The sequence below is a fragment of the Bradyrhizobium sp. LeoB3 genome (genome assembly GCF_055456055.1).
Map to the genome: position 1 here is coordinate 1 of NZ_JBVBEF010000119.1, position 20,916 is coordinate 20,916.

The window sequence follows — 20,916 nt, forward strand, 5'->3', positions numbered from 1 at the left end:
AACAGACCTGAACGAAACGAGAATTGTGTTACCCATGTCGTCGGTTTGAACTGTTACCCATGTCGCCGGTTGCTCACGGACGTGCAGCACTCGCCTTCGTACTGATCGCAAAGCTACGCCGCTTTCGCCTGCACGGTGTCGCAGAACTCCGCGAGCCTGTCGGCGAGCCGCAGCGTGGCGGGGCTGGCGGCGGGGGAGGCGAGCAGGGCGAGTTCGGTCCTGTCGATCGGCGCAAAACCGTCCTTTGCCGTGAGCACGCGGTGATCGGCCTGGATCGCGATCTCCGACAGGATGCTCAGGCCCATGCCGGCGGCGACTGCGGCCTGGATGCCGGAGAGGCTCGAGGACGTATAGGCCATATGCCAGGGGCGGCCCGCGCTCTCCAGCGCGTGGATCGCGCCAGCCCGGTAGAGACAGCCGGCCGGAAATCCGATCAGCGGCACCGAGCCGGTGCGGGTGTCGCGTGGATGCGTTTTGCTGGTGACCCAGTGCACCCGTTCCGGCCAGGCCGCGATCGCGCCCTTCTCGCCGGCGGTGCGCTTGAGCAGCGCCAGATCGAGTTCGCCGCGATTGAGATCGCGCTGCAGATGCATGCTCTGGTCGGCGCGCACGTCGAGCCGCAGCGTTGGATGGGAACGCGAGAACGCGCCGAGCAGCTTTGCCAGCCGATAGGCGGCGAAATCCTCGGGGATGCCGAGCCGGATCGCACCCTGATAGGTCGGCCGCGTCACGACATCGCGCGCCTCCTCGGCAAGCGCGAGCAGCCGCCGCGCGTAGGACAGCAGCCGTTCGCCGGCTTCGGTCGGGGTGACATCCTTGCCGTTGCGGATCAGCAGCGGCTGGCCGACATCCTCCTCCAGCCGCTTGATCTGCTGGCTGACGGTGGATTGGGTGCGGTGGACCCGCTCGCCGGCGCGGGTGAAGCCACCGGCATCGACCACCGAGACGAAACTGCGCAGCAGTTCCAAATCGAACATGGCGGCACCTATTCAAAAATCCACTGGCTGCCAGTCTATCATTTAATTTCCAAATGGGAAGGCGAGGGCCTAGATGGAAGGGCCAAGGAGAATTCTCATGTCGCTTGCCCCTTCGATCGCGGCTCCCCGTCAGGGCTTCAACCCGCTGCCGCTATTGATTGCCTTGTTCTGCCTGCTCTGGAGCTACGCCTTCATCGCCGGCAAGATCGGCGTCACCGATTGTCCGCCGTTGATCCTGCTCACGGCGCGATTTTCGCTCGCGGGCATCCTGATCCTCGGTTTTCTGGCGCTGCGCCGCGAGGGTTGGCAGCTCTCCTGGCGCGATGTCGCTGTTTATTCGGTGCTCGGCGTTGCCAACAACGCGCTCTATCTCGGGCTTGGCTATACCGGATTGAAGACGGTCTCGGCCGGCATCGGCGGATTGATCGTGTCGGCCAATCCGGTGTTCACGGCGGTGCTGGCGGCGCTGTTCCTCGGCGAAGTCCTGACTTGGCGCAAGGTCGCGGGCCTCATGCTCGGCGTTGCCGGCGTCGCGTTCATTGTCTGGCATCGGCTCTCCGTCGGCACCGAGCATATGGAAGGCATCGTGTTCACGCTGGCCTCGCTCGCCTCCATCGTCACGGGCACCATTCTGTTCAAGCTGCTGTCTCCCAAGGGCAGCCTGTGGGTCGGCAATGGCATCCAGAATCTCGCCGGCGGGCTCGCGCTGTTGCCATTCGCGTTCGCGCTCTCCAGCGTCTCCGAGATCGTGCCGAGCGCGCGGCTGCTCGGCGCGTTCGCCTTCCTGGTGTTCGGCGGATCGATCCTGGCCTACGCGCTGTGGTTTCATCTGCTCAAAGTGTGTGGCGCTACTGCCGCGAGCGCCTATCACTTCCTGATGCCGCCGCTCGGCATGCTGTTCGCCTTCCTCGTGCTCGGCGAGCATGTCGAGTCCCGCGATCTGCTCGGCATCATCCCGGTCGCGCTCGGCATCTATCTGGTGACCCGTCCGATCGCGGCATCGCGCGCCTGACGGCCTGTCTTGCTTGTGCCATAGCGGCCAGCCAGATACAGCGCCGGGAACCGAACCACCTCCGGTTCGTTGTCGCGGCGACTGGACCGGGTATGACGCAACACAAGGTATCGACAGGCAATCACCTAAAGCCCGGCAATAAGCCGGCCCCGAATGCCAAGCCGCGCCAGCCCTTCGAGCTCAAGCGCTTCCTGAAATCGCTCGGCCCCGGACTGATCACCGGCGCCTCCGACGATGACCCGTCCGGGATCGGCACCTACAGCCAGGCCGGCGCGCAGTTCGGCTACGGGATCGGCTGGACCATGCTGTTCACCTTTCCGCTGATGGTGGCGATCCAGGAGATTTCGGCGCGCGTCGGCCGTGTTACCGGTCAGGGCATTTCTGGCAATGTGTGCCGGCACTATCCGCTGTGGCTGCTCAACATCGTGGTCACGCTCTTGTTCATCGCCAACACGATCAACATCGCGGCCGATCTCGGCGCCATGGCGGATGCGACAACGCTGCTGGTCGGCGGGCATCCCATCCTTTACGTGCTGTTTTTTGGGGTGGCCTCGGTGGCCGCTCAGATCATCCTCGATTACAAGCGCTATGTCGCGGTGCTGAAATGGCTGACGCTCAGCCTGTTCGCCTATGTTGCGGCCCTTGCCTTCGCCCGCATCTCCTGGGGCGAGGCGCTCGCCGGCATATTGATTCCGAGGCTCGCCTGGAACGACAACTATTTCACCACCATCGTCGCGATCTTCGGCACCACCATCTCGCCCTATCTGTTCTTCTGGCAGGCCTCGCAGGAAGCCGAAGACCAGCGCGTCGATGCCAAAAAGCAGCCATTGATCGAAAAGCACTATGGAGCGCGGAAGGAGTTTTCGCGGATCCGCGCCGACACCGTTGTCGGCATGGCGTTCTCGAACCTGATCGCGCTCTCGATCATCGTCACGGTCGCCGCGACCTTGCATAAGGCGGGGAAGACCGACATCGAGAGCTCGGCGCAGGCCGCAGAGGCGCTGCGTCCGATCGCGGGCCCGTTCGCGGAAGCGATCTTCGCGCTCGGCATCGTCGGCACCGGACTGCTCGCCATTCCCGTGCTCGCAGGCTCAGCCGCCTATGCTGTCGGTGAGGGACGTCGCTGGCCGGTGGGCCTGGCGCGCAAGCCGAAGGAGGCCATCGCATTCTATGCCGTGCTGGCGCTGGCGGCCGGTTTTGGCATCGCGCTGAATTTCACGCCGATCAACCCGATCTCGGCGCTGTACTGGAGCGCGGTCATCAACGGCGTACTCGCCGTTCCCGTGATGGTGCTGCTGATGGTGATGGCGCGCCGCCATGACGTGATGGACCGGTATATCATCACCGGCCCGCTCTATTGGCTCGGATGGCTGTCGACGGGAGCGATGCTGCTGAGCGTGGTTGCGATGGGCGTCGGACTGTTCGCGTCGTGACGTCAATCGCGCCGGAACACGATCGAGGCCATCCAGCCGGTCATCAGCGCCATGGCGGCGGTGACGAGGCCATAGGCAAGGCCGTTCTGCCGCGCGGTATTGGCAACGAACTGCTCGAAACCGACCTTGACGATCTCGAACGCGGTATTGGCCTTGGTCACCAGCGCACCATCGGTGAACAATTTGATCTCGACATTATAGGTGCCGATCGGCACCTCCGCCGGCAGCGGAATCGTGGTGCGGAACAGCGTCGGGGTCAGGAAGGTGACTGCCGAGGTCTCCTCGCGGTACAGCCCGTGCTCGGTGCGCAGCCGCACGAAGGCGCTGCGGAAGACGTCGTCGGGGACGACGTCGGCATAGTCGCCGCTGACGCGCTGCATCAGCAGCACGTTGTTGAGCCCGAGCTGCTGACGCCGCTGCACCTCCGGCGAAGCGATCTGGTCGAAGGGGCGATTGGAGAACAGCGCGAGATAGGTCGGCACCTGCAGGAACTGACGATAGTCGCTGTTGATCCAGATGCCGAATCTGCGCTCCTTGCGCCGCGTCACCATGTCGGCGCGCGGTCCGACCACGGTCACCACGAGGTCGTAATTGGTGCGGCCGGGTGGGGTGTCGGCATCCCTCTCGACCGAGCCGAACAGCACCAGTTCCTCGCCGGCATAGTTCGGCGTCACCGTGACGCGGTGGTTGGAGACCGAGACGATCAGCCGTTCCGCGCAGGCCGGGCTGGTGGCGAGGATTGCAGCGAGCAGGCCGGCGAGAACGAGGAGTGCGCGGGCGGTCATGGCGCTGCCCCGCCGGATTCGCGGATGGTGAAGAGATCGGCGGGGCGGATCACGAGCTCGACCGCAAAGCGGATGCCGACCGCAAGCACCAGGAGCCCGAGCAACAGCCGCAGATGCTCGCCGCGGATCTTCTGGCCCGCCCGCGCGCCGAACTGCGCTCCGGTGACGCCGCCGACCATCAGGATCAGGGCCAGCACGGCATCGACGAGGTGGTTGGTCACCGCGTGCAGCAGGGTCGCAAAGATCATCGTCACCAGCGTCAGCACCATCGAGGTGCCGATCACGGTCGAGGTCGGAACCCGCAAGAGGTAGATCATCAGCGGCACCAGGATGAAGCCGCCGCCGATGCCCATGACGGCGCCGATGAAGCCGATCACGAGGCCGACGAAGATGACGGGAATGATGGAGAGATAGATCTTGGAGCGCTTGAAGCGCATCTTGAGCGGCAGGCCATGGATCCAGCCATGGCTGCCCGGCCGGCGCAGCGTGGCGGCGCCGCCGCGGCGGGTGCGCAGCATCGCGCGCAGTCCCTCATAGGCCATCGCCGTGCCGACCGCGGTGAGCAGCACGACGTAGGACAGCCCGATCATCAGGTCGAGCTGACCGAGCGAGCGCAGATAGGTGAAGGTCCACACCCCGAGCGCGGTGCCGATGGTGCCGCCGCTTAACAGGATCAGCGCCAGCGCCGGATCGATGGCGCGGCGGCGCCAATAGGAGAGCGCGCCGGAGAAGGACGAGGCCGCGATGTGGCTGGCGACCGAGGCAACCGCGACCGCCGGCGCGATGCCGATGAAGATCAGCAGCGGCGTCATCAGGAAGCCGCCGCCGATACCGAACATGCCGGAGACGAAACCGACCGCCGCGCCCATCGCCAGCACGAGGAAGATATTGACGGGAATATCGGCGATCGGGAGGTAGAGCTGCACGCGCGGTCGCTTCTTATAGTGCCGCCGGGCTGGCGCATGGCCAGCCCACGGCGCGGTTTTCTGATCGAGCTTGCGGGCAGCGGAATCCGGCGCGGAAGCGGACGCGGATCGGTTGCCGCGCCCTTGAATAACCGAAATCGCCGCGACGAGGGACTATAGAATCCGCCGATGCGGAGTTTTTTGTCGCACCCGCGCCTTACGGCCGGCCGATGGGATCGGTAACCAGGTTCATCGCCACGGCTTCCTTGGTGCCGAGCCAGCGGATGTCCCTGGTTTGTGACATCGCCTCGACGACGGTGGAGGATACGCCCATCCTGCTCATGTAGTGCAGGACGGCACCGGTGACGCGCTGGGTGTCGGCGACGGGGTCGGCAACCGGCGCCGTGGTGACGAACCGGTGGACGCCCAGCATCGAGCCCTCGATGCCGTAGCGGGTGGTGCCACCGGCATAGGCGAGGACGCAGGCGCTGGCGCAATAGGCCGGGCGGACCTGGCCCGAAGCATCGGCAACGCCGACGGCGGTCGTCAGCCCGCGGGAACGGATCATTTCGCCGATGATGAGCGCCTGATTGAGGTCGCCGCCCGGAGATGACAGAAGCACAACGTCGCCGGGCGCCAGATGGGCCTCATCCAGCCTGTCGCGGAACCAGTTTGCGGCGGCCGGGCCGATCTCTCCCCTGATGGCCAAAGCGGGCCGTGAGCCGATAGGCCCGCCGAGATCGGTCTTGCCGATCAGTTTCGAACTCAGGCTCGGTGAAAAATACTGGTCTCTCCAATAGGCCCAGGCGTCGGGCCGCGACAGGTCCCGATAGGCGCGGATGCCGACGCCGGAGATCAGGAGGGCGAATATGACAATCGACCACATCGACCGCCTCCAGGCGGGCCGCTGAGGCGGCCGCGCTTTGGGCTGATCGACCGACTGGCGTGGTGGTGCTACGCGGGGCCCGGTCGGCGAGCTTCGGTAGCGGCCTTCGTGGTCTTGGGCTGACAAACTGGTTCTCTCGGCGCTGGCAGCTACCCGCGCGGGGGCGCGGCCTTTCTACACAGCTTCAGCGCTGAGATACATATGGCGACGCAGCACCGCGGCGTCGTGCATCTGTCATAATTTTAATGCGCGATCGAGGCGGTGCGCTTCGGCGACGCTGCCCGGGCCGCGGGCTTGGTCGCATTGGGCGGCACCGTCGCCGCGTCCCAGCCGCCGGGCGGGGTCGCTGCGTTGACGGCATCGTCGGGCTGCGGCTCGGCGGTGAAGGTCTGGATCGCGAGCTTGGCCGCTGCGAGCGATTGCGCGTCGAGGCGTTTGGCAACATCGTCGCGTTTGCGGCTGGCGTCGGCGTCGCCCTGGGCTGCGGCGAGGCTGAACCATTTGAAGGACTCGGCCAGGTTCTGCTCGACGCCGATGCCGCGTGCATAAAGGATGCCGAGATTGAACTGGCTGTCGGCGACACCGCGATCGGCGGCCTTGCGGAACCACTGTGCCGCGCCCTTGTAGTCGGCGCCCTTGCCGCCGCCATCGGCATCGAGCACCGCGAGGTTGTGCATCGCCTTGGCGTTGCCGCGCTCGGCGGCCTGCACGTAGTAACGCCGCGCGGCGTCGACATCCTTCTTCACGCTGAGTCCCTTCTCATAGAAGGTTCCGAGCCGGAAGACCGCGGGGATCACGCCGGCCTGCGCGGCGCGCTCGTACCACTTTACGGCCTCGTCATAGTTGATCGGAACGCCCTTGCCTTCGGCGAAGCGCACGCCAACCTCGTAGGCGGCGGCCGGATCGCCCCTCAGCGCCGCAGCGCGCAGCACCGGGCCGCCGATGCCGTCAGGCAGCCGCTCGCTCGGTGGCACCTGCACCATCGTGAGCCTGCCGCCGATCGGCGCGGCGGACGGCACGCGGATCGAGCCGGTGATGTCGTTGTTCGCGACGGGCGATGGCGAAGGCACGGGCGCCGGCGGGATCGTCACCTGCGAGCCGTCGAGCATGTTCGGCGCGGTGCTGTTGTTGGATTGCCGGCCGAGCGGGGTCGGCGAGGTCATCAGAGGCGCCGCGGGTGCCGGCGCTGGCGCGGGTGCGACGGCCGCACTGTCGGCCGGCGGCAGCGCGAAGGCGGGAGCGTCGCTCGACCTCTCCATCGGCATCTGCGACGAGGCGCCGCTGTCGAGCAGGATCATCGCCACCTTGAAGGCGCCGAGCACGATGACCACCACACTCGCGCCGACCAGCAGCGAGCGGATCTTTGACGTGATGGTCGAGGGCTCCTTGCCCTCGGATTTGCCCTGAGCCTTGTCGACCGGCTTGGCCTTGGCTGCGGCCTTGGCCCCGCCGCGCCCGCCCTTCTCATTGGCAGCCTGGGCGGCCGCGGCCTGGGCGGCGCGGCGTGCGGCGGCAATGAAGCTCGACGTAGAGACCGACTCTTTCTTGTCTGCCGAAATCTCGCTGATCGCGCTTTCCGACGCGGCGATCCGCTCGGTGGGCGTCGACACCCGTCCGGTCGGGCGCGTGCCCGGCTCGAGCGGATGATCCGGCGGCAGGTCCGGCTCGAGCGCGGTGCGAACCGCGGCGTGTGGCTCCAAGATCTCGCTGATGGCGCGCGGCGGCAACGGCGGCGGAACGGGTACAGCCTCCGGCGGAGTAGCCGCATGGAAGTCGCGCGGCGCCGCGGCGAAGTGCTCCTGCGCCGTGAAGCGCTGCTGCATCGCCGGATTCGGCAATTCGGGCTGGGGCGCCATTGGCTGCGGCGTCGAGGCGCGTGGCGGCTCGGCCGGCGCCGCTGACGGGGCCGGCGCGGAGCGAACGTCGCGCAGATCGTTCTCGATCAGCGCAAGGCGATCGACCACGTGGCCGAGGGTATTGTGCACCGTCTCGAGCGAATCCTGGGTGCGGCGGTCGGTTTCCGACTGGCTGTAGCGGATATCGGACAATTCGCGCTTGACCATGTCGACGAGGCCAGGGTCGAGCGGCTGCGGCGCCGGTGCGCCGGCGTTGCGGCTCGCCTCGGCCAGCGACACCAGATTGGCGTGCTGGCGTTCGAGATGGCGCAGGATGTCCTGCAGCCCTTCTTCGATACGGCCAAAATTGCCGGACTGAGGATTGGGAGAGGTTTCGAGGCGCTCGAGCAGGTAGGAGACACGCTGTTCGAGATGGGCGAATGCCGAGGCGCTGTCATTGCCGACCTGCATGCGGTCGATGCGCTCCGACAGCGCACGCAGGGCGTCTTCGAGATGTTGCGAGTGTTCGGTCGGTGCCGGGCGTTCGCGGCTTTCCAGGGTCGAGGCCAGCGCGGCGATCCGCTGTTCGAGGACCGCAAAGGCATCGCCGTGATTGCCGGCGCGCGCGAGCTCGTCCACCTTGGCCGACAGCGTCTGCACATCCTCGGCGAGCCGCGCCAGTGCGTCGTTGGAGGCGATGTTGGAGACGATCGCGCGGAGCGCGGCGATTGCGCTCTCGAGCTGATGCACCGTCGAGGGATCGTCGTTGGCGCGCAGGATCAGATCGAGCTTGGCGCCGAGATTGCGGATCGCCTCGTCATAGCCCGCGAGCTGCTCGGCGGGCGTGAGCGAGCGCAGCACCTCGCGGATCTCGGACAGCGCACGCTCGATGCCGGAGAGCGCCTGGCCGTCGGCACCGTTCTGCCGGTTGTCGTCGATGCGCCGCGACAGCAAGCGGATCTCGCCTTCGAGCGATTCGATCGCGCGGCGCGGCATCGCCTCGGTGAGCGCGGCGCGGATTTCCGCAAGCTCGCTCCGGAACGCGGCGATCGATTGCTCGATATGATCGGGCCGTTGCAGTGCCTCGATCTGGCTCGTGATCTTGATCAGATAACGCTCCAGCGAGGAGAAGTCCGGGCCAGCCGGTGCCGGCGCGGCAGGTGCCGGTGCAACCGGAGGAGCATGCGCGGCCATTGGCGGAACGCTTGGGCCCGTCGGCTGAGCTGCGCCCACTGGCTGAGCGGGGCGCGGCGGCATCTGCCGCGGCGGCGGACCATCGAGTTCGTTCTGGCGCGCGGTGATCTCCGCGATTGCGGAATCGAAGGAGGCGGGACTTAGCGGCGGCGAAGGACGGTAGACCTTTGCGGCGGCACGCTCGACGGCTTCCGCCTGGCGCTGCCGCTCTGGCATCGGGGGCTGCTGCGCCGCAGCCATCTGGGGCTGGCGCGCCGCGGCGGGGTTTGAGATCTGCGACAGCCGAGCATCGAGCCGCGAGATCGCGTCGTTGAGCTGGCGCGCGACGTTGGACTGGCCGCGCGCAGCGTCGTTGCGCGGCGCATCATTGCGCGGCGCGGGCCGCGCGATTCGATCGATCTGCTGGGTGATCGCATCCAACCGCTGATGAATGTCGGCGACGTCCCGGCTTGCCTGGCTCGGCATCGCGGGCCGCGCCTGGTCATTGCGGAGATCCGGCGGCGCCGGCTCGCCCACGGTGGAATTGAGCCAGTCGTTCAGCGACATGCCGGCGCGGCGAGCCGCGGCCTCGGCTCTCTCGCGGACGGATGGATCAATGCCGTCAACACTCCACGATACGCGCGAATTCATGATTCCGTCCGGTCCCGACTAAGGCGTCCACACCCACGCCTGCAGCCTCCCCGTACGTCCCGATTGACCAGACAATCGAATTCCGCGCGAGGCGTCTGCCTTAGCCGTCGACTTTTTCGCGTTAGGGTAAAGAACGGGTTAAGGAACGGCGCTGCGGGGCTCTAAAGTTACCTCTGCGCGGAACTCGCATCGCGATGCCCGTCGTCGCGGGACGACGAAGGAAGCGGTTCGGCCTTACGCCTTGTCGTCGCCTTGGCCCGCTTTGAGCGGCTGAACGGTCGTCCGGTTGGCCAGGGCGGAGAGGGCATCGATGGCCTCCTCACACCACTCCGCCACGACCTGCTCATGGCGAAGGCCGATACGAAGCCCGAGCAGCTTGCCCATATCGGCCGGCGAGGCCACGCCTTGCGGGAACCGCTTGTTGAGCAGGCGCTCATAGCGCTCGTAGCGGTCGCGGTGGTGTTCCAATCGTGCCATCAGGTCGGTGCGCAGCGGTTCGATATCGACGCTGTCGAGCGCGTAGAGCCGCACCAGGAGATCGTCCTTGATCGATGCCGGGACGCTCGGCCGCGCGGCCCAGTGCCGTAGCGCAGCCTTGCCTTCAGGCGTTAGCGTGTAGATGAGCTTGTTGGGCTTGCCCGATTGGACGACTTCGCGGGCCTGGACATGGCCGCGGTCGCGCAGCTTGGAAAGCTCGCGATAGATCTGCTGGTGGTCCGCCTTCCAGAAGAAGCCGATGGAAGCATCGAACGTCTTGGCGAGCTCGTAGCCCGTCATCGGACGTTCGGTCAGGCATGCGAGGATCGCGTCACCTAGCGCCACTGGTCGCCACTCCTTTTCTACCTCCTCGACCATCCTTGACTTTATGCACACAGGCGCATATGCGTCAATGTGCATATCGACGGCCAGGACTTAACGGGCTCGCCAAGATCGGGCCATTGCACGTTCCGCCAAGAGGAGACGTCTTTGACAATGACCGGCCTCGACAAATGGTACGCCTACATGAAATCCCATGATCGCGCAGCGCTCTGGGACCTGCTTCACCCCGACGCCGTATTCGAAAGCCCCGTCGTACACACGCCGCAGCGCGGACGCGACATCACCTTCAAATATCTGTCGAGCGCGGAAAAGGTGCTGGGTGGCCCTGGCTTCACCTATCGCGGCGAATGGCGCAGCGATAATGGCGCGGTGCTCGAATTCGAGAATGAGATCGAGGGCATCCAGATCAACGGCGTCGACATCATCACGTTCGATGCAGAAGGACGGATCACGCATTTCAAGGTGATGGTGCGCCCGCTGAAGGCGATCAACCTGCTGCACCGGCTCATGGGAGAAGAGTTGATGCGGCAGGCCGGCGAGGCCGGCGCCGCCAAGTCGCAGCCTCAGTCGCCATCCTGATCCCGATATTCGCTTTCCCGGAACGCCGAAAGGTCTAAGGTCTGTTTCGGGAACCTTTAGTGGTCGCAGCGTCGCGAGGGTTTTGCCTGCTGCGGCGCCAACTTCAAAAACCGCCTGCCGGAGCACACTATGCCGATCTACAAAGCCCCAGTCGAAGATGTGAGTTTCCTGCTCAACGATGTCTTCCAGATCGACCGCTACGACAACCTGCCAGGTTTCACCGATGCATCGGCCGACGTGCGCGAGGCGATCCTGGGCGAGGCGGCGAAGCTTTCCGAAGAAGTGTTGCAGCCGCTCAACCGCGTCGGCGACCTCGAAGGCTGCAAGCGCCATGACGACGGCTCGGTGACGACGCCGAAAGGTTTCAAGGAAGCCTACAGGCAGGTGGCTGAAGGCGGCTGGCTCGGACTCTCGGCGCCGACGGAATATGGCGGGCAGGGCCTGCCGGTGACGTTGAGCCAGGCGGTCAACGAATTCCAGATCTCCGCCAACATGGCGTTCTCCATGTATGGCGGCCTCACCATGGGCGCGACCGCGGCGCTGTTGGTGCACGGCACGGACGAGCAGAAGAAGACCTATGTTCCGAAGATGGTGGCGGGTGAATGGACCGGCACCATGAACCTTACCGAGCCGCATTGCGGCACCGATCTCGGCCTGCTGCGCACCAAGGCCGTGCGCCAGGCTGACGGTAGCTTCAAGATCACGGGCACCAAGATCTTCATCTCGGCCGGCGAGCACGACCTCACTGAGAACATCATCCACCTCGTGCTCGCGCGCATCGAAGGCGCGCCGGCCGGCATCAAGGGTGTCTCGCTGTTCGTGGTGCCGAAAGTCCTGGTCAATCCGGACGGCTCGCTCGGGGCACGCAACGGCGTCACCTGCGGCTCGATCGAGCACAAGATGGGCATTCACGGCAATTCCACCTGCGTGATGAACTACGACAATGCCACCGGCTGGCTGATCGGCCACGAGAACAAGGGCATGCAGGGCATGTTCGTGATGATGAACGAGGCCCGGCTCGGCGTCGCCGTGCAGGGGCTCGCGCAGTCCGAGGTCGCCTACCAGAACGCGGTGGCTTATGCGCGCGAGCGCCTGCAGGGCCGCTCGCTCACCGGCGCGAAGGAGCCGGACAAGCCGGCCGATCCGATCATCGTGCATCCCGACGTCCGCCGCGCGCTGCTGACGATCCGGTCCTTCAACGAGGCGGCGCGCGCCATGGTGATCTGGACCGCGCTGAAGAGTGACGTGGCCCACCGGTCCAACGATCCCAAGGATCGCCAGGAGGCCGACGACCACATGGGCCTGATGACGCCGGTGCTGAAAGGTGTGCTCACCGACACCGGCTTTGCCAACACGGTGTTGGCGCAGCAGATGTATGGCGGCCACGGCTACATCGCCGAGCAGGGCATGGAGCAGTTCGTGCGCGATGCACGCATCTCCATGATCTATGAGGGCGCCAATGGCATCCAGGCGCTCGATCTCGTCGGCCGCAAGCTGCCGCGTGACGGCGGCCGCGCGGTGATGGCGTTCTTCGGCGAAGTCGGCGCTTACGCCAAGGAGCACGGCGCGGACGAGGCCATGAAGCCGTTCGTGACTCCGCTCTCTGCCGCGCTGGGCCATCTGCAGCAGGCGACCGGGTGGCTGATGCAAAACGCAATGACCAAGCCCGACAATGCCGGCGCTGCTGCGACCGACTACATGAAATTGTTCGGCCTGGTTGCGCTCGGCTACATGTGGGCGCGGATGGCGAAGGTGACGCAGGACAAGATCGCCGCCGGCGGCGCAACGTCTTACCTCTCGACCAAGCTCGTGACCGGCCGCTTCTTCATGGAGAAGCTGTTGCCGGAGACGGCCGTGCATCTCGCGCGCATCCAGAGCGGCAGCGCGACCACGATGGAATTGGCCGCGGAGGCGTTCTGAACAAACTTCTATGGCCGACCTCGCGATTTCGGCCGGTTCGGCTATAATATTATGATCCTCATATAAGGAGGGCGTCATGCCTGAGGCATATATCTACGATCACGTTCGTACCCCGCGCGGCCGCGGCAAGCCCGACGGCGCGCTGCACGAAGTCACCGCGCTGGCGCTCGCCACCGTGCCGCTGCAGGCGCTGAAGGAGCGCAACAATATTGCCGAGGACGTCGTCGACGACGTCGTGCTCGGCATCGTCGATCCCGTCGGCGAGGCCGGCTCCGACATGGCCCGCTTCGCGGCGCTGAAGTCCGGCCTCGGCGAGAAGGTGCCGGGCGTGCAGATCAGCCGCTTCTGCGCTTCCGGCCTCGATGCCGTGAACTTTGCCGCGGCCCAGATCATGAGCGGGCAGCATGAGCTCGTGATCGGCGGCGGCGCGGAATCCATGAGCCGGGTCGGCATCGGCGCGTCCGGCGGCGCCTGGCCGATGGACCCCTCGATGGCGGTGCCGGCCTATTTCATGCCACAGGGCATCTCGGCCGACCTGATTGCGACCAAATACGGCTTCTCCCGTGACGACGTCGATGCCTACGCGGTGCAGAGCCAGCAGCGCGCGGCGAAGTCCTGGGACGAAGGCCGGTTCGACAAATCGGTCGTGCCGGTGAAGGACGTCAACGGCCTCACCATCCTCGCCAAGGACGAGCATATGCGGCCCACGACGACGATGCAGTCGCTGGCGCAGCTCCAGCCGTCGTTCGCGGCGATGGCGGCGATGGCTGGTTTCGATGCGGTGGCGGTGCAGTCGCATCCGGAGATCGAGAAGGTCAATTATGTGCACCACGCCGGCAATTCCTCGGGGATTGTCGACGGCGCCGGCGCGGTGCTGCTCGGCAGCAAGGAAGCGGGCGCGAAGCTCGGCCGGAAGCCGCGGGCCAAGATCCGGGCCTTCGCCAATATCGGCTCGGAGCCCGCGATGATGCTGACCGGGCCGGTCGACGTCACCGAAAAGCTGTTCGCGCGTTCCGGCATGAAGAAGTCGGACATCGATCTGTTTGAGCTCAACGAAGCCTTCGCCTCGGTCGTGCTGCGCTACATCCAGGCGTTCGACATCGACAACGCCAAGATCAACGTCAATGGCGGCGCGATCGCGCTCGGCCATCCGCTTGGCGCGACCGGCGCAATGATTTTGGGCACCGTGCTCGACGAGCTCGAGCGCACCGACAAGTCGACCGCGCTGGTGACGCTTTGCATTGGCGGCGGCATGGGCACCGCGACGATCATCGAGCGGGTTTAAGGCGATATCGTTGTCGGGTGGGCAAAGCGAAGCGTGCCCACCATCGAATTCTCAGCAAGTGATGGTGGGCACGACGCAAGCGCGCCTTTACCCACCCTACGATCCGAGCGTTAGGACAACCACCGCCAGCGCCTTACCGGCAGCCGGCATCGAGGGAGCACCACATGGCCTTCAAGAATTTCAAATTCGAAACCGACGCCGACGGCATTGCGCTCGTCACCTGGGACATTCCGGGACGTTCGATGAACGTGCTGGACGAGACCTCGGTCCTCGAGCTCGAGGAGATCGTCAAGCAGACCACGGCCGATGCCGCGATCAAGGGCGTCGTCATCACCTCCAGCAAGGACGCGTTCTGCGCCGGCGCGGACCTGTCGATGCTCGAGGGCATGAGCCGGACCTATGCGCAGCTGTTGCAGGAGAAGGGCGAGGTCGCGGCCAACCAGGTGCTGTTCGAGCAGAGCCGCCGTTTCTCGCAGGTGTTCCGCTCGATCGAGACCTCGGGCAAGCCGTGGGTCGCGGCGATCAACGGGCTCGCGCTCGGCGGTGGCTTCGAGATCACGCTGTCCTGCCACTATCGCGTCGCCGCGGACAATCCGAAGACCCGGCTCGGCCTGCCCGAGATCAAGGTCGGCCTGTTCCCGGGCGCCGGCGGCACCCAGCGCGTGCCGCGCATCGTGGCGCCGCAGGATGCGATGCAGCTCCTGTTGAAGGGCGAGGCGATCAACATCGCAAGGGCCAAGCAGCTCAACCTGATCCACGCGATCGTGCCGCCCGGCGAACTGATCAAAGCGGCGAAGGACTGGATCAAGGGCGGCGGCAAGGCGGTCGCGCCGTGGGACGAGAAGGGCTTCAAGCTGCCCGGCGGACCGGTCTTCTCGAAGATGGGCATGCAGATGTTCCCGGCGGGCAATGCGATCTACCGCCGCGAGACCTACGACAATTATCCGGCCGCGCGCGCCATCATGAGCTGCGTGTATGAAGGCCTGCAGTTGCCGATCGACGCGGCGCTTCGCGTCGAGTCCCGCTACTTCACGCAAGTGCTGCGCTCCAAGGAAGCGGCGGCGATGATCCGCTCGCTGTTCCTGTCGATGCAGGAATTGAACAAGGGCGCGCGTCGTCCGGCCGGTGTGCCGCCGACCAAGGTGAAAAAGCTCGCCGTGATCGGCGCCGGCTTCATGGGCGCCAGCGTCGGCTACGTCTCGGCCAAGGCCGGCATCGACGTCGTGCTTGTTGATCGCGATCAGGAGAGCGCCGACAAGGGCAAGGCGCACGCCAGGAGCGTGATCGACGGTCTCGTCGCCAAGGGCCGGGCGAAGGAGGCCGAGCGCGATGCGCTGCTGTCGCGCATCACCGCGACCGCCGACTACAACGTGTTGAAGGACTGCGACCTCGTCATCGAGGCGGTGTTCGAGGACCGCAAGGTCAAGGCGGACACCTATGCCAAGGCGCAGCCGCTCTTGAAGGGCAACGCGATCTTCGCGTCCAACACCTCGACGCTGCCGATCAATTCGCTGGCCGAGGAATTCAAGGACCAGGGCAAGTTCATCGGCATCCACTTCTTCTCGCCGGTCGAGAAGATGATGCTGGTCGAAATCATCCTCGGCAAGAACACCGGCGACGTCGCGCTCGCCACCGCGCTGGACTATGTCCGCGCCATCGGCAAGACGCCGATCGTGGTCAATGACTCCCGCGGCTTCTTCGCCAACCGCTGCGTGATGCGCTACATCGCGGAAGGCAACGAGATGTTCCTCGAAGGCGTTCCGCCGGCGATGATCGAGAACACCGCCAAGATGGCCGGCATGCCGGTCGGGCCGCTGTCGCTGTCGGACGAGGTCGCGCTCGATCTCGGCCTGAAGATCATGAAGGCCACCGAAGCCGATCTCGGACCCAACGCCATCAATCAGGATCACAAGAAGCTGATGGTTGAGATGGTCGAGAAGCAGGGCCGCTTCGGCCGCAAGAACGCCAAGGGCTTCTATGACTATCCGGAGAAGGGCAAGGGCCAGAAGAGCCTGTGGCCGGGCCTCGCCGGCCTGCAGCCGAAGCACCTCGATCCGGATACGCTCGATGTCGAGGAATTGAAGCAGCGCTTCCTGGTGGTGCAGGCGGTGGAAGCCGCGCGCACGGTGGAGGATCACGTCATCACCGACGTGCGCGAGGCCGACGTCGGCTCGATCCTGGGCTTCGGCTTCGCGCCGTTCACCGGCGGCACGCTGTCCTATATCGACTTCATGGGGACGAAGAAATTCGTCGAGCTCTGCCACAAATTCGAGGCCAAATACGGCTCCCGTTTCACTCCGCCGAAGCTCCTGGTCGAGATGGCGGCCAAGGGCGAGACCTTCTACGGCCGCTTCCCGCCGAAGAAGCCGGTGGCGCAGGCGGCGGAGTGACTCGTCGTCCCGGGCAAGCGGAAGCGCGACCCGGGACCCATAACCACCGGACTGCGTTGTTGAGCAGGCTGGGGGCTCATCAAGCACAACAATGACGCCCTGGGGTTATGGGTCCCGGCTTTCGCCGGGACGACAGCTTACGCCTTCAGCAGCCCTTCCTTGGTGAGCGCTTCCTGCACCTTGGGCCGGGCGGCGATGCGGGCCTTGTAGGCGGTGAGGTTGGGCAGGCCCGACAGGTCGAACTTCATCCGGTCGGCCCAGGCCAGCATCGTGAACAGATAGCCGTCGGCGACGGTGAACTGGCTGCCGAGGAGGTGGTCGCGCCCGGCAAGCTGGCTGTCGATATATTTGAACTTGCCCATCAGGCGGTCCTTGAAGAACGCCTTGGTGTCATCGGACAGGACCGGCGCGAACAGCGGGCTGAAATTCTTGTGCAGCTCGGTGGTGATGAAGTTGAGCCATTCGAGCAGCTTGTAGCGCTCGGCGCTGCCATGGGCCGGCGCCAGGTTCTTGCCCGCGGCACGGTCGGCGATGATCTGCACGATCACGGGCCCCTCGGTGACCAGTTCGCCGGAATCGAGCGCCAGTGCCGGCACCTGGCCCTTGGGGTTCACTTTCAGGAAATCGTCGCCATTTTCCAGCTTCTTGGCGCGTACATCGACTTTGACCAGCTCGTAGGGCAGGCCGGCTTCCAGGAGCGCGATATGGGGCGAAAGCGAGCAGGCGCCGGGCGAATAGTATAATTTCATCGGAGATCTCCTCTCGAATTCTTGTAGGCCTTTTTGTTGTTGGCCTTGGGCGTCGGACCGACTAAATGCACCTGCATGAACAGTCAAGATTGATGCAGGTGCATTCAGTACGGTAGACTTTGTACCGACGATGACGGACTAGACCATGAAACGCAAACCATCGACCGAGGCGACCGCCGCCTGGATCCGCCTGATGCGGGTGCAGAGCCGGGTGCTCGACGCCGTCGAGCAAGACCTGAAGAAGGCCGGCTTTCCGCCGCTCGCCTGGTACGATGCCCTGCTCGAATTGTCGCGCGCGCCGTCGGGGGAGTTGCGGCCGGTGGAATTGGAGCGGCAGATGCTGCTGCCGCAATATTCGACGTCGCGGCTGATCGATCGCCTGGTGGACGAGGGGCTGGCGGCAAGGCGCGAATGCAAGGTCGACAAGCGCGGCCAATTCGTCGAGATTACCGAGGCGGGACGTGAATTGCAGAAGCGGATGTGGGGCGCCTATTCGGCGGCGATCGAGAAGCATGTCGGGTCGAAACTGTCTGACGTCGACGCGGTCAAGCTCTGCGCGCTTCTGGACCGGCTGGGATGTTCCTGCAGCGACGCCAAGTCGCCTGCGATAAGAGACGGCGTGACTGCCCGATGATATCATTGTTGCCACCAGCATCCGCGGGCCGCCTGGTTCGTGGATGCCCCTGCCACCGCGCGCATTCGATCGAAGCGCTTCAGTATCGGAATTCGTATGGCGCGTGACCAGATCGATATGACGCCACTCCAATCGCGCGACGAACTGGTCGCGTGGATCGAGGCGGGCGTGAAGGATCCTGCCGATTTCCGGATCGGGACCGAGCATGAGAAGACGCCGTTCACGCTGCAGGGCCATCAGCCCGTGCCGTATGAAGGCGCGCGCGGCATCGGCGCCTTGCTCGACGGCATGAAGCTCCTGCTCGGCTGGGAGCCGATCGTGGAGAACGGCAACATCATCGGCCTCTACGACGTCACCGGGGGCGGCGCGATCTCGCTCGAGCCGGGTGGCCAGTTCGAATTGTCGGGCGCGCCGGTCGAGACCGTGCATCAGACCCAGAGCGAATTGATGGCGCATCTGGCGCAGGTGCGCGAGATCGCAACGCCGCTTGGCATCGGCTTTCTCGGCCTCGGCATGACGCCGTCCTGGTCTCGGGCAGAGATCCCGGTGATGCCCAAGGGCCGCTACAAGATCATGACCGGCTACATGCCGAAGGTCGGCAAATACGGCATCGACATGATGTACCGCACCTGCACGGTGCAGACCAATCTCGACTTCTCCTCCGAAGCGGACATGGTGAAGAAGCTGCGCGTATCGCTTGCCTTGCAGCCGATCGCGACCGCGCTGTTCGCCAACTCGCCGTTCACGGAAGGCAAGCCGAACGGCTTCCTGTCGTTCCGGTCCGAGATCTGGCGCGACACCGACAATGCGCGCTCGGGCATGCTGCCATGGGCGTTCGAGGACGGCATGGGGTTCGAGCGCTGGGTCGATTATGCCCTCGACGTGCCGATGTATTTCGTCAAGCGCGGCGACGACTATCTTGACGTCTCCGGCACCTCGTTCCGCGATTTCTTCGAGGGCAAGAATCCTGCATTGCCCGGCGAGCGTCCAACCCTGTCGGACTGGGCCAATCATCTCTCGACGATCTTTCCGGAGGTGCGGCTCAAGCGCTATCTGGAAATGCGCGGCGCCGATGGCGCGCCATGGGGGCGGCTGCCGGCGTTGCCGGCATTCTGGGTCGGGCTGCTCTATGACAACGACACGCTGGATGCGGCCTGGGATCTGGTGCGGAACTGGACCGCGCGGGAGCGGCAGGCGCTGCGCGACGACGTGCCGCGCTTCGGCTTCAAGGCGCGGATCAAGGACCGCTATCTGTTCGAGATCGCTAAAGAGTGTCTCAAACTGTCACATGCCGGTTTGCGGCGGCGTAACCGCATCGACCAGATCGGCCGCGACGAGAGCCGCTATCTCGAGCCGCTGGAGCGGATCATCGATTGTGGCCGGACGCCGGCGGAAGAACTGCTGGACAAGTTCAACGGCGCCTGGAACGGCTCCGTCGAGCCGGCCTATGATGAATGCGCGTTCTAACCCTATCCGCTTGTTTTGATGCATGTTCTTTGCCTGCGTGGCGCTCACGCCACACGCAGGCCGGCAGTCACAGCAACTGGTGTGCCAGCTTGCCGCATTTTTGAGCCGTTCATCCAGCGTACAGGTTGGCGGCGCTCAAATGACCACCCGCGGTGAGCGCGGGGGACAGTCGAAAGCGTTGGATATGAGAATTGGCCGCCTCTTCTGGGCGAGTGTGGTGACGTTCGCCTTGTTGGCGGCCGTAGCGACGTCGCGGCCGGCGCAGGCGCAGGTCAACTTCGATCGCCCCGGCGGAGATTACCTCAGTTCGCCCGTTGCCTCGGGCGACCCGGCCGATTGCGCGCTGTTGTGCGAGCGCGATCGCCGCTGCCGGGCCTGGAGCTTCAACTATCCGACCGACATCACCACCGGCGCGGTGTGCTGGCTCAAGAACAGCGTGCCGCAGCGCGCGCAAAATAATTGCTGCGTCGCCGGCGTGCGCGGCGCCGGCGTCGTCGAGCCGCGCAACGGCACGGTCGAGACCTCGATCGATCGTTTCGGCGGCGACTACAAGAGCTTCGATTTGAAAGCAGGCGAGGGCGACGAGATCTGCAAGGCCGCCTGCGCCGCCGACAACAAGTGTCGCGCCTGGACCTTTGCGCGCCCCGGCTATGCCGGCCGCGAGCCGCACTGCTTCCTGAAAAAGGACATCAAGCCGCCGCGACGCAAGGCCGGATTCACCTCGGGCGTGGTGCGGTAATTCTTGTCAGTGGTCCGCCGGCAATACCCTGATCTCCGGCCACAGCGCCTTCCACCTCGCCGCCTTCTTCTCGTAGTTCGTCGCCGAAAAATTCGGTCCCGGGTTCGGCCGCACGATCACGTTGGCGACGTCATCGAATCCGTGGGCGCATAGACCTCATAGCCTTCCGCCGTGCGGCGGATTCCGATCTGGGTGTTCTTGGTAAGAAACCGGTCGATGCCATCGGTCGAGCGTGTCAATGGCGGGTAGGGCAGGCCGTGCTTTTCGGGATACCAGAGATGGACGCGCGCCTGGTTGCGCACTTCGACGGCGACGCCGAGGTGCCGAACCGCATCATGCACACGTTTGATGATCCGGTCCTCGGCTTGCCAGGATGTATCGCGATCGAAATAGAAAATGTCGTAGTCGCTGATGCCGTAATCGACCGCACGATGCGTCCTGACGTTCCAGACCGTCTGCGCCAGGCACCCCGCCACGAGCCACGCGTCGCGCAGTGCCAGCCGCAGCAGCTCATCGGCGATGGCGGCATTGGCTGGATTGCGCAGCGCCGCCGCGAGGAATTCGTCTCGATTCATGAGGCTCCGTAGGATGGATAGTCCCGTAGATGGGGTAACGGGCCGCGGTCTGCCCTCCAAGCAAGCCGCGCTTGCTACGGCGCTATGGGTGGCGCGCTGCGC

16 protein-coding genes and 1 pseudogene are annotated in these 20,916 nt (G+C 65.2%); 9 read left to right on the forward strand and 8 right to left on the reverse strand.

All coding sequences use genetic code 11. The features are described from left to right. Positions 1–113: 113 nt before the first annotated feature. The gene (locus ACZXDY_RS39680) at positions 114–977 is read right to left on the reverse strand and encodes a LysR substrate-binding domain-containing protein (protein WP_464349248.1); all 864 of its coding nucleotides are present in this window, start codon (positions 975–977) and stop codon (positions 114–116) included. Positions 978–1,074: 97 nt separating this feature from the next. Between ACZXDY_RS39680 and ACZXDY_RS39685 the strand changes: the two genes are divergently transcribed. Next, positions 1,075–1,989 carry a DMT family transporter gene (locus ACZXDY_RS39685; protein ID WP_464349249.1) on the forward strand — a complete coding sequence of 305 codons (915 nt, stop codon included), beginning with the start codon at positions 1,075–1,077 and terminating at the stop codon, positions 1,987–1,989. Between the two features lie 92 nt (positions 1,990–2,081). After that, positions 2,082–3,422 (forward strand): NRAMP family divalent metal transporter, encoded by a 1,341-nt coding sequence (locus ACZXDY_RS39690; RefSeq protein ID WP_464349250.1) that lies wholly within the window; start codon positions 2,082–2,084, stop codon positions 3,420–3,422. Between the two features lie 2 nt (positions 3,423–3,424). On the opposite strand, the gene ACZXDY_RS39695 is transcribed toward ACZXDY_RS39690, so the two are convergent. The 5 genes from ACZXDY_RS39695 to ACZXDY_RS39715 form a co-directional block, all read right to left on the reverse strand. Further along, positions 3,425–4,207 carry a TIGR02186 family protein gene (locus ACZXDY_RS39695; protein ID WP_464349251.1) on the reverse strand — a complete coding sequence of 261 codons (783 nt, stop codon included), beginning with the start codon at positions 4,205–4,207 and terminating at the stop codon, positions 3,425–3,427. After that, positions 4,204–5,133 carry a sulfite exporter TauE/SafE family protein gene (locus tag ACZXDY_RS39700; RefSeq protein ID WP_455996943.1) on the reverse strand — a complete coding sequence of 310 codons (930 nt, stop codon included), beginning with the start codon at positions 5,131–5,133 and terminating at the stop codon, positions 4,204–4,206. Before ACZXDY_RS39700 ends, ACZXDY_RS39695 begins: the two co-directional genes overlap by 4 nt. A 196-nt stretch (positions 5,134–5,329) precedes the next feature. After that, the gene (locus ACZXDY_RS39705) at positions 5,330–5,998 is read right to left on the reverse strand and encodes a COG3904 family protein (RefSeq protein WP_464349252.1); all 669 of its coding nucleotides are present in this window, start codon (positions 5,996–5,998) and stop codon (positions 5,330–5,332) included. A 242-nt stretch (positions 5,999–6,240) separates the two neighbouring features. Next, a complete protein-coding gene (locus tag ACZXDY_RS39710; RefSeq protein ID WP_464349253.1) occupies positions 6,241–9,657 on the reverse strand; it encodes a hypothetical protein in 3,417 nt (1,138 codons plus the stop codon). 234 nt (positions 9,658–9,891) lie between these two features. Further along, positions 9,892–10,479, reverse strand: coding sequence for a PadR family transcriptional regulator (locus ACZXDY_RS39715; RefSeq protein WP_028167952.1), 588 nt, complete (start codon positions 10,477–10,479; stop codon positions 9,892–9,894). A gap of 150 nt (positions 10,480–10,629) precedes the next feature. On the opposite strand from ACZXDY_RS39715, the gene ACZXDY_RS39720 reads away from it, so the two are divergent. From ACZXDY_RS39720 to ACZXDY_RS39735, 4 genes are all read left to right on the forward strand, one after another. Further along, positions 10,630–11,055, forward strand: a complete 426-nt coding sequence (locus tag ACZXDY_RS39720; RefSeq protein WP_464349254.1) for a nuclear transport factor 2 family protein — start codon at positions 10,630–10,632, stop codon at positions 11,053–11,055. Positions 11,056–11,184: 129 nt separating this feature from the next. After that, positions 11,185–12,975 carry an acyl-CoA dehydrogenase C-terminal domain-containing protein gene (locus tag ACZXDY_RS39725; RefSeq protein WP_464349255.1) on the forward strand — a complete coding sequence of 597 codons (1,791 nt, stop codon included), beginning with the start codon at positions 11,185–11,187 and terminating at the stop codon, positions 12,973–12,975. Positions 12,976–13,051: 76 nt separating this feature from the next. Continuing rightward, positions 13,052–14,260, forward strand: coding sequence for an acetyl-CoA C-acetyltransferase (locus tag ACZXDY_RS39730; protein WP_028167949.1), 1,209 nt, complete (start codon positions 13,052–13,054; stop codon positions 14,258–14,260). A 164-nt stretch (positions 14,261–14,424) separates the two neighbouring features. Beyond that, a complete protein-coding gene (locus ACZXDY_RS39735) occupies positions 14,425–16,650 on the forward strand; it encodes a 3-hydroxyacyl-CoA dehydrogenase NAD-binding domain-containing protein (protein ID WP_464349256.1) in 2,226 nt (741 codons plus the stop codon). A gap of 137 nt (positions 16,651–16,787) precedes the next feature. Here ACZXDY_RS39735 and gstA read toward each other — a convergent pair whose 3' ends face one another. Beyond that, entirely contained in the window at positions 16,788–17,399 is a 612-nt protein-coding gene (gene gstA / locus ACZXDY_RS39740) for a glutathione transferase GstA (RefSeq protein ID WP_028167947.1), read from the reverse strand. Positions 17,400–17,544: 145 nt separating this feature from the next. Between gstA and ACZXDY_RS39745 the strand changes: the two genes are divergently transcribed. The 3 genes from ACZXDY_RS39745 to ACZXDY_RS39755 all read left to right on the forward strand — a co-directional run bounded on the left by ACZXDY_RS39745 (position 17,545) and on the right by ACZXDY_RS39755 (position 20,239). Then, the gene (locus ACZXDY_RS39745; RefSeq protein ID WP_028167946.1) at positions 17,545–18,033 is read left to right on the forward strand and encodes a MarR family winged helix-turn-helix transcriptional regulator; all 489 of its coding nucleotides are present in this window, start codon (positions 17,545–17,547) and stop codon (positions 18,031–18,033) included. A gap of 96 nt (positions 18,034–18,129) precedes the next feature. After that, the gene (locus ACZXDY_RS39750) at positions 18,130–19,500 is read left to right on the forward strand and encodes a glutamate--cysteine ligase (protein ID WP_028167945.1); all 1,371 of its coding nucleotides are present in this window, start codon (positions 18,130–18,132) and stop codon (positions 19,498–19,500) included. A 184-nt stretch (positions 19,501–19,684) separates the two neighbouring features. Continuing rightward, positions 19,685–20,239, forward strand: coding sequence for a PAN domain-containing protein (locus ACZXDY_RS39755; RefSeq protein WP_028167944.1), 555 nt, complete (start codon positions 19,685–19,687; stop codon positions 20,237–20,239). Positions 20,240–20,245: 6 nt separating this feature from the next. Here ACZXDY_RS39755 and ACZXDY_RS39760 read toward each other — a convergent pair. Next, positions 20,246–20,814, reverse strand: a pseudogene (locus ACZXDY_RS39760) (nucleotidyltransferase family protein). Between the last annotated feature and the right edge of the window lie 102 nt (positions 20,815–20,916).

Coding starts and splice junctions, on each gene's coding strand:
- ACZXDY_RS39680 (WP_464349248.1), bottom strand. CDS start 977: ATGTTCGATTTGGAACTGCTGCGCAGTTTCGTCTCGGTGGTCGATGCC.
- ACZXDY_RS39685 (WP_464349249.1), top strand. CDS start 1,075: ATGTCGCTTGCCCCTTCGATCGCGGCTCCCCGTCAGGGCTTCAACCCG.
- ACZXDY_RS39690 (WP_464349250.1), top strand. CDS start 2,082: ATGACGCAACACAAGGTATCGACAGGCAATCACCTAAAGCCCGGCAAT.
- ACZXDY_RS39695 (WP_464349251.1), bottom strand. CDS start 4,207: ATGACCGCCCGCGCACTCCTCGTTCTCGCCGGCCTGCTCGCTGCAATC.
- ACZXDY_RS39705 (WP_464349252.1), bottom strand. CDS start 5,998: ATGTGGTCGATTGTCATATTCGCCCTCCTGATCTCCGGCGTCGGCATC.
- ACZXDY_RS39710 (WP_464349253.1), bottom strand. CDS start 9,657: ATGAATTCGCGCGTATCGTGGAGTGTTGACGGCATTGATCCATCCGTC.
- ACZXDY_RS39720 (WP_464349254.1), top strand. CDS start 10,630: ATGACCGGCCTCGACAAATGGTACGCCTACATGAAATCCCATGATCGC.
- ACZXDY_RS39725 (WP_464349255.1), top strand. CDS start 11,185: ATGCCGATCTACAAAGCCCCAGTCGAAGATGTGAGTTTCCTGCTCAAC.
- ACZXDY_RS39730 (WP_028167949.1), top strand. CDS start 13,052: ATGCCTGAGGCATATATCTACGATCACGTTCGTACCCCGCGCGGCCGC.
- ACZXDY_RS39735 (WP_464349256.1), top strand. CDS start 14,425: ATGGCCTTCAAGAATTTCAAATTCGAAACCGACGCCGACGGCATTGCG.
- gstA (WP_028167947.1), bottom strand. CDS start 17,399: ATGAAATTATACTATTCGCCCGGCGCCTGCTCGCTTTCGCCCCATATC.
- ACZXDY_RS39745 (WP_028167946.1), top strand. CDS start 17,545: ATGAAACGCAAACCATCGACCGAGGCGACCGCCGCCTGGATCCGCCTG.
- ACZXDY_RS39750 (WP_028167945.1), top strand. CDS start 18,130: ATGGCGCGTGACCAGATCGATATGACGCCACTCCAATCGCGCGACGAA.
- ACZXDY_RS39755 (WP_028167944.1), top strand. CDS start 19,685: ATGAGAATTGGCCGCCTCTTCTGGGCGAGTGTGGTGACGTTCGCCTTG.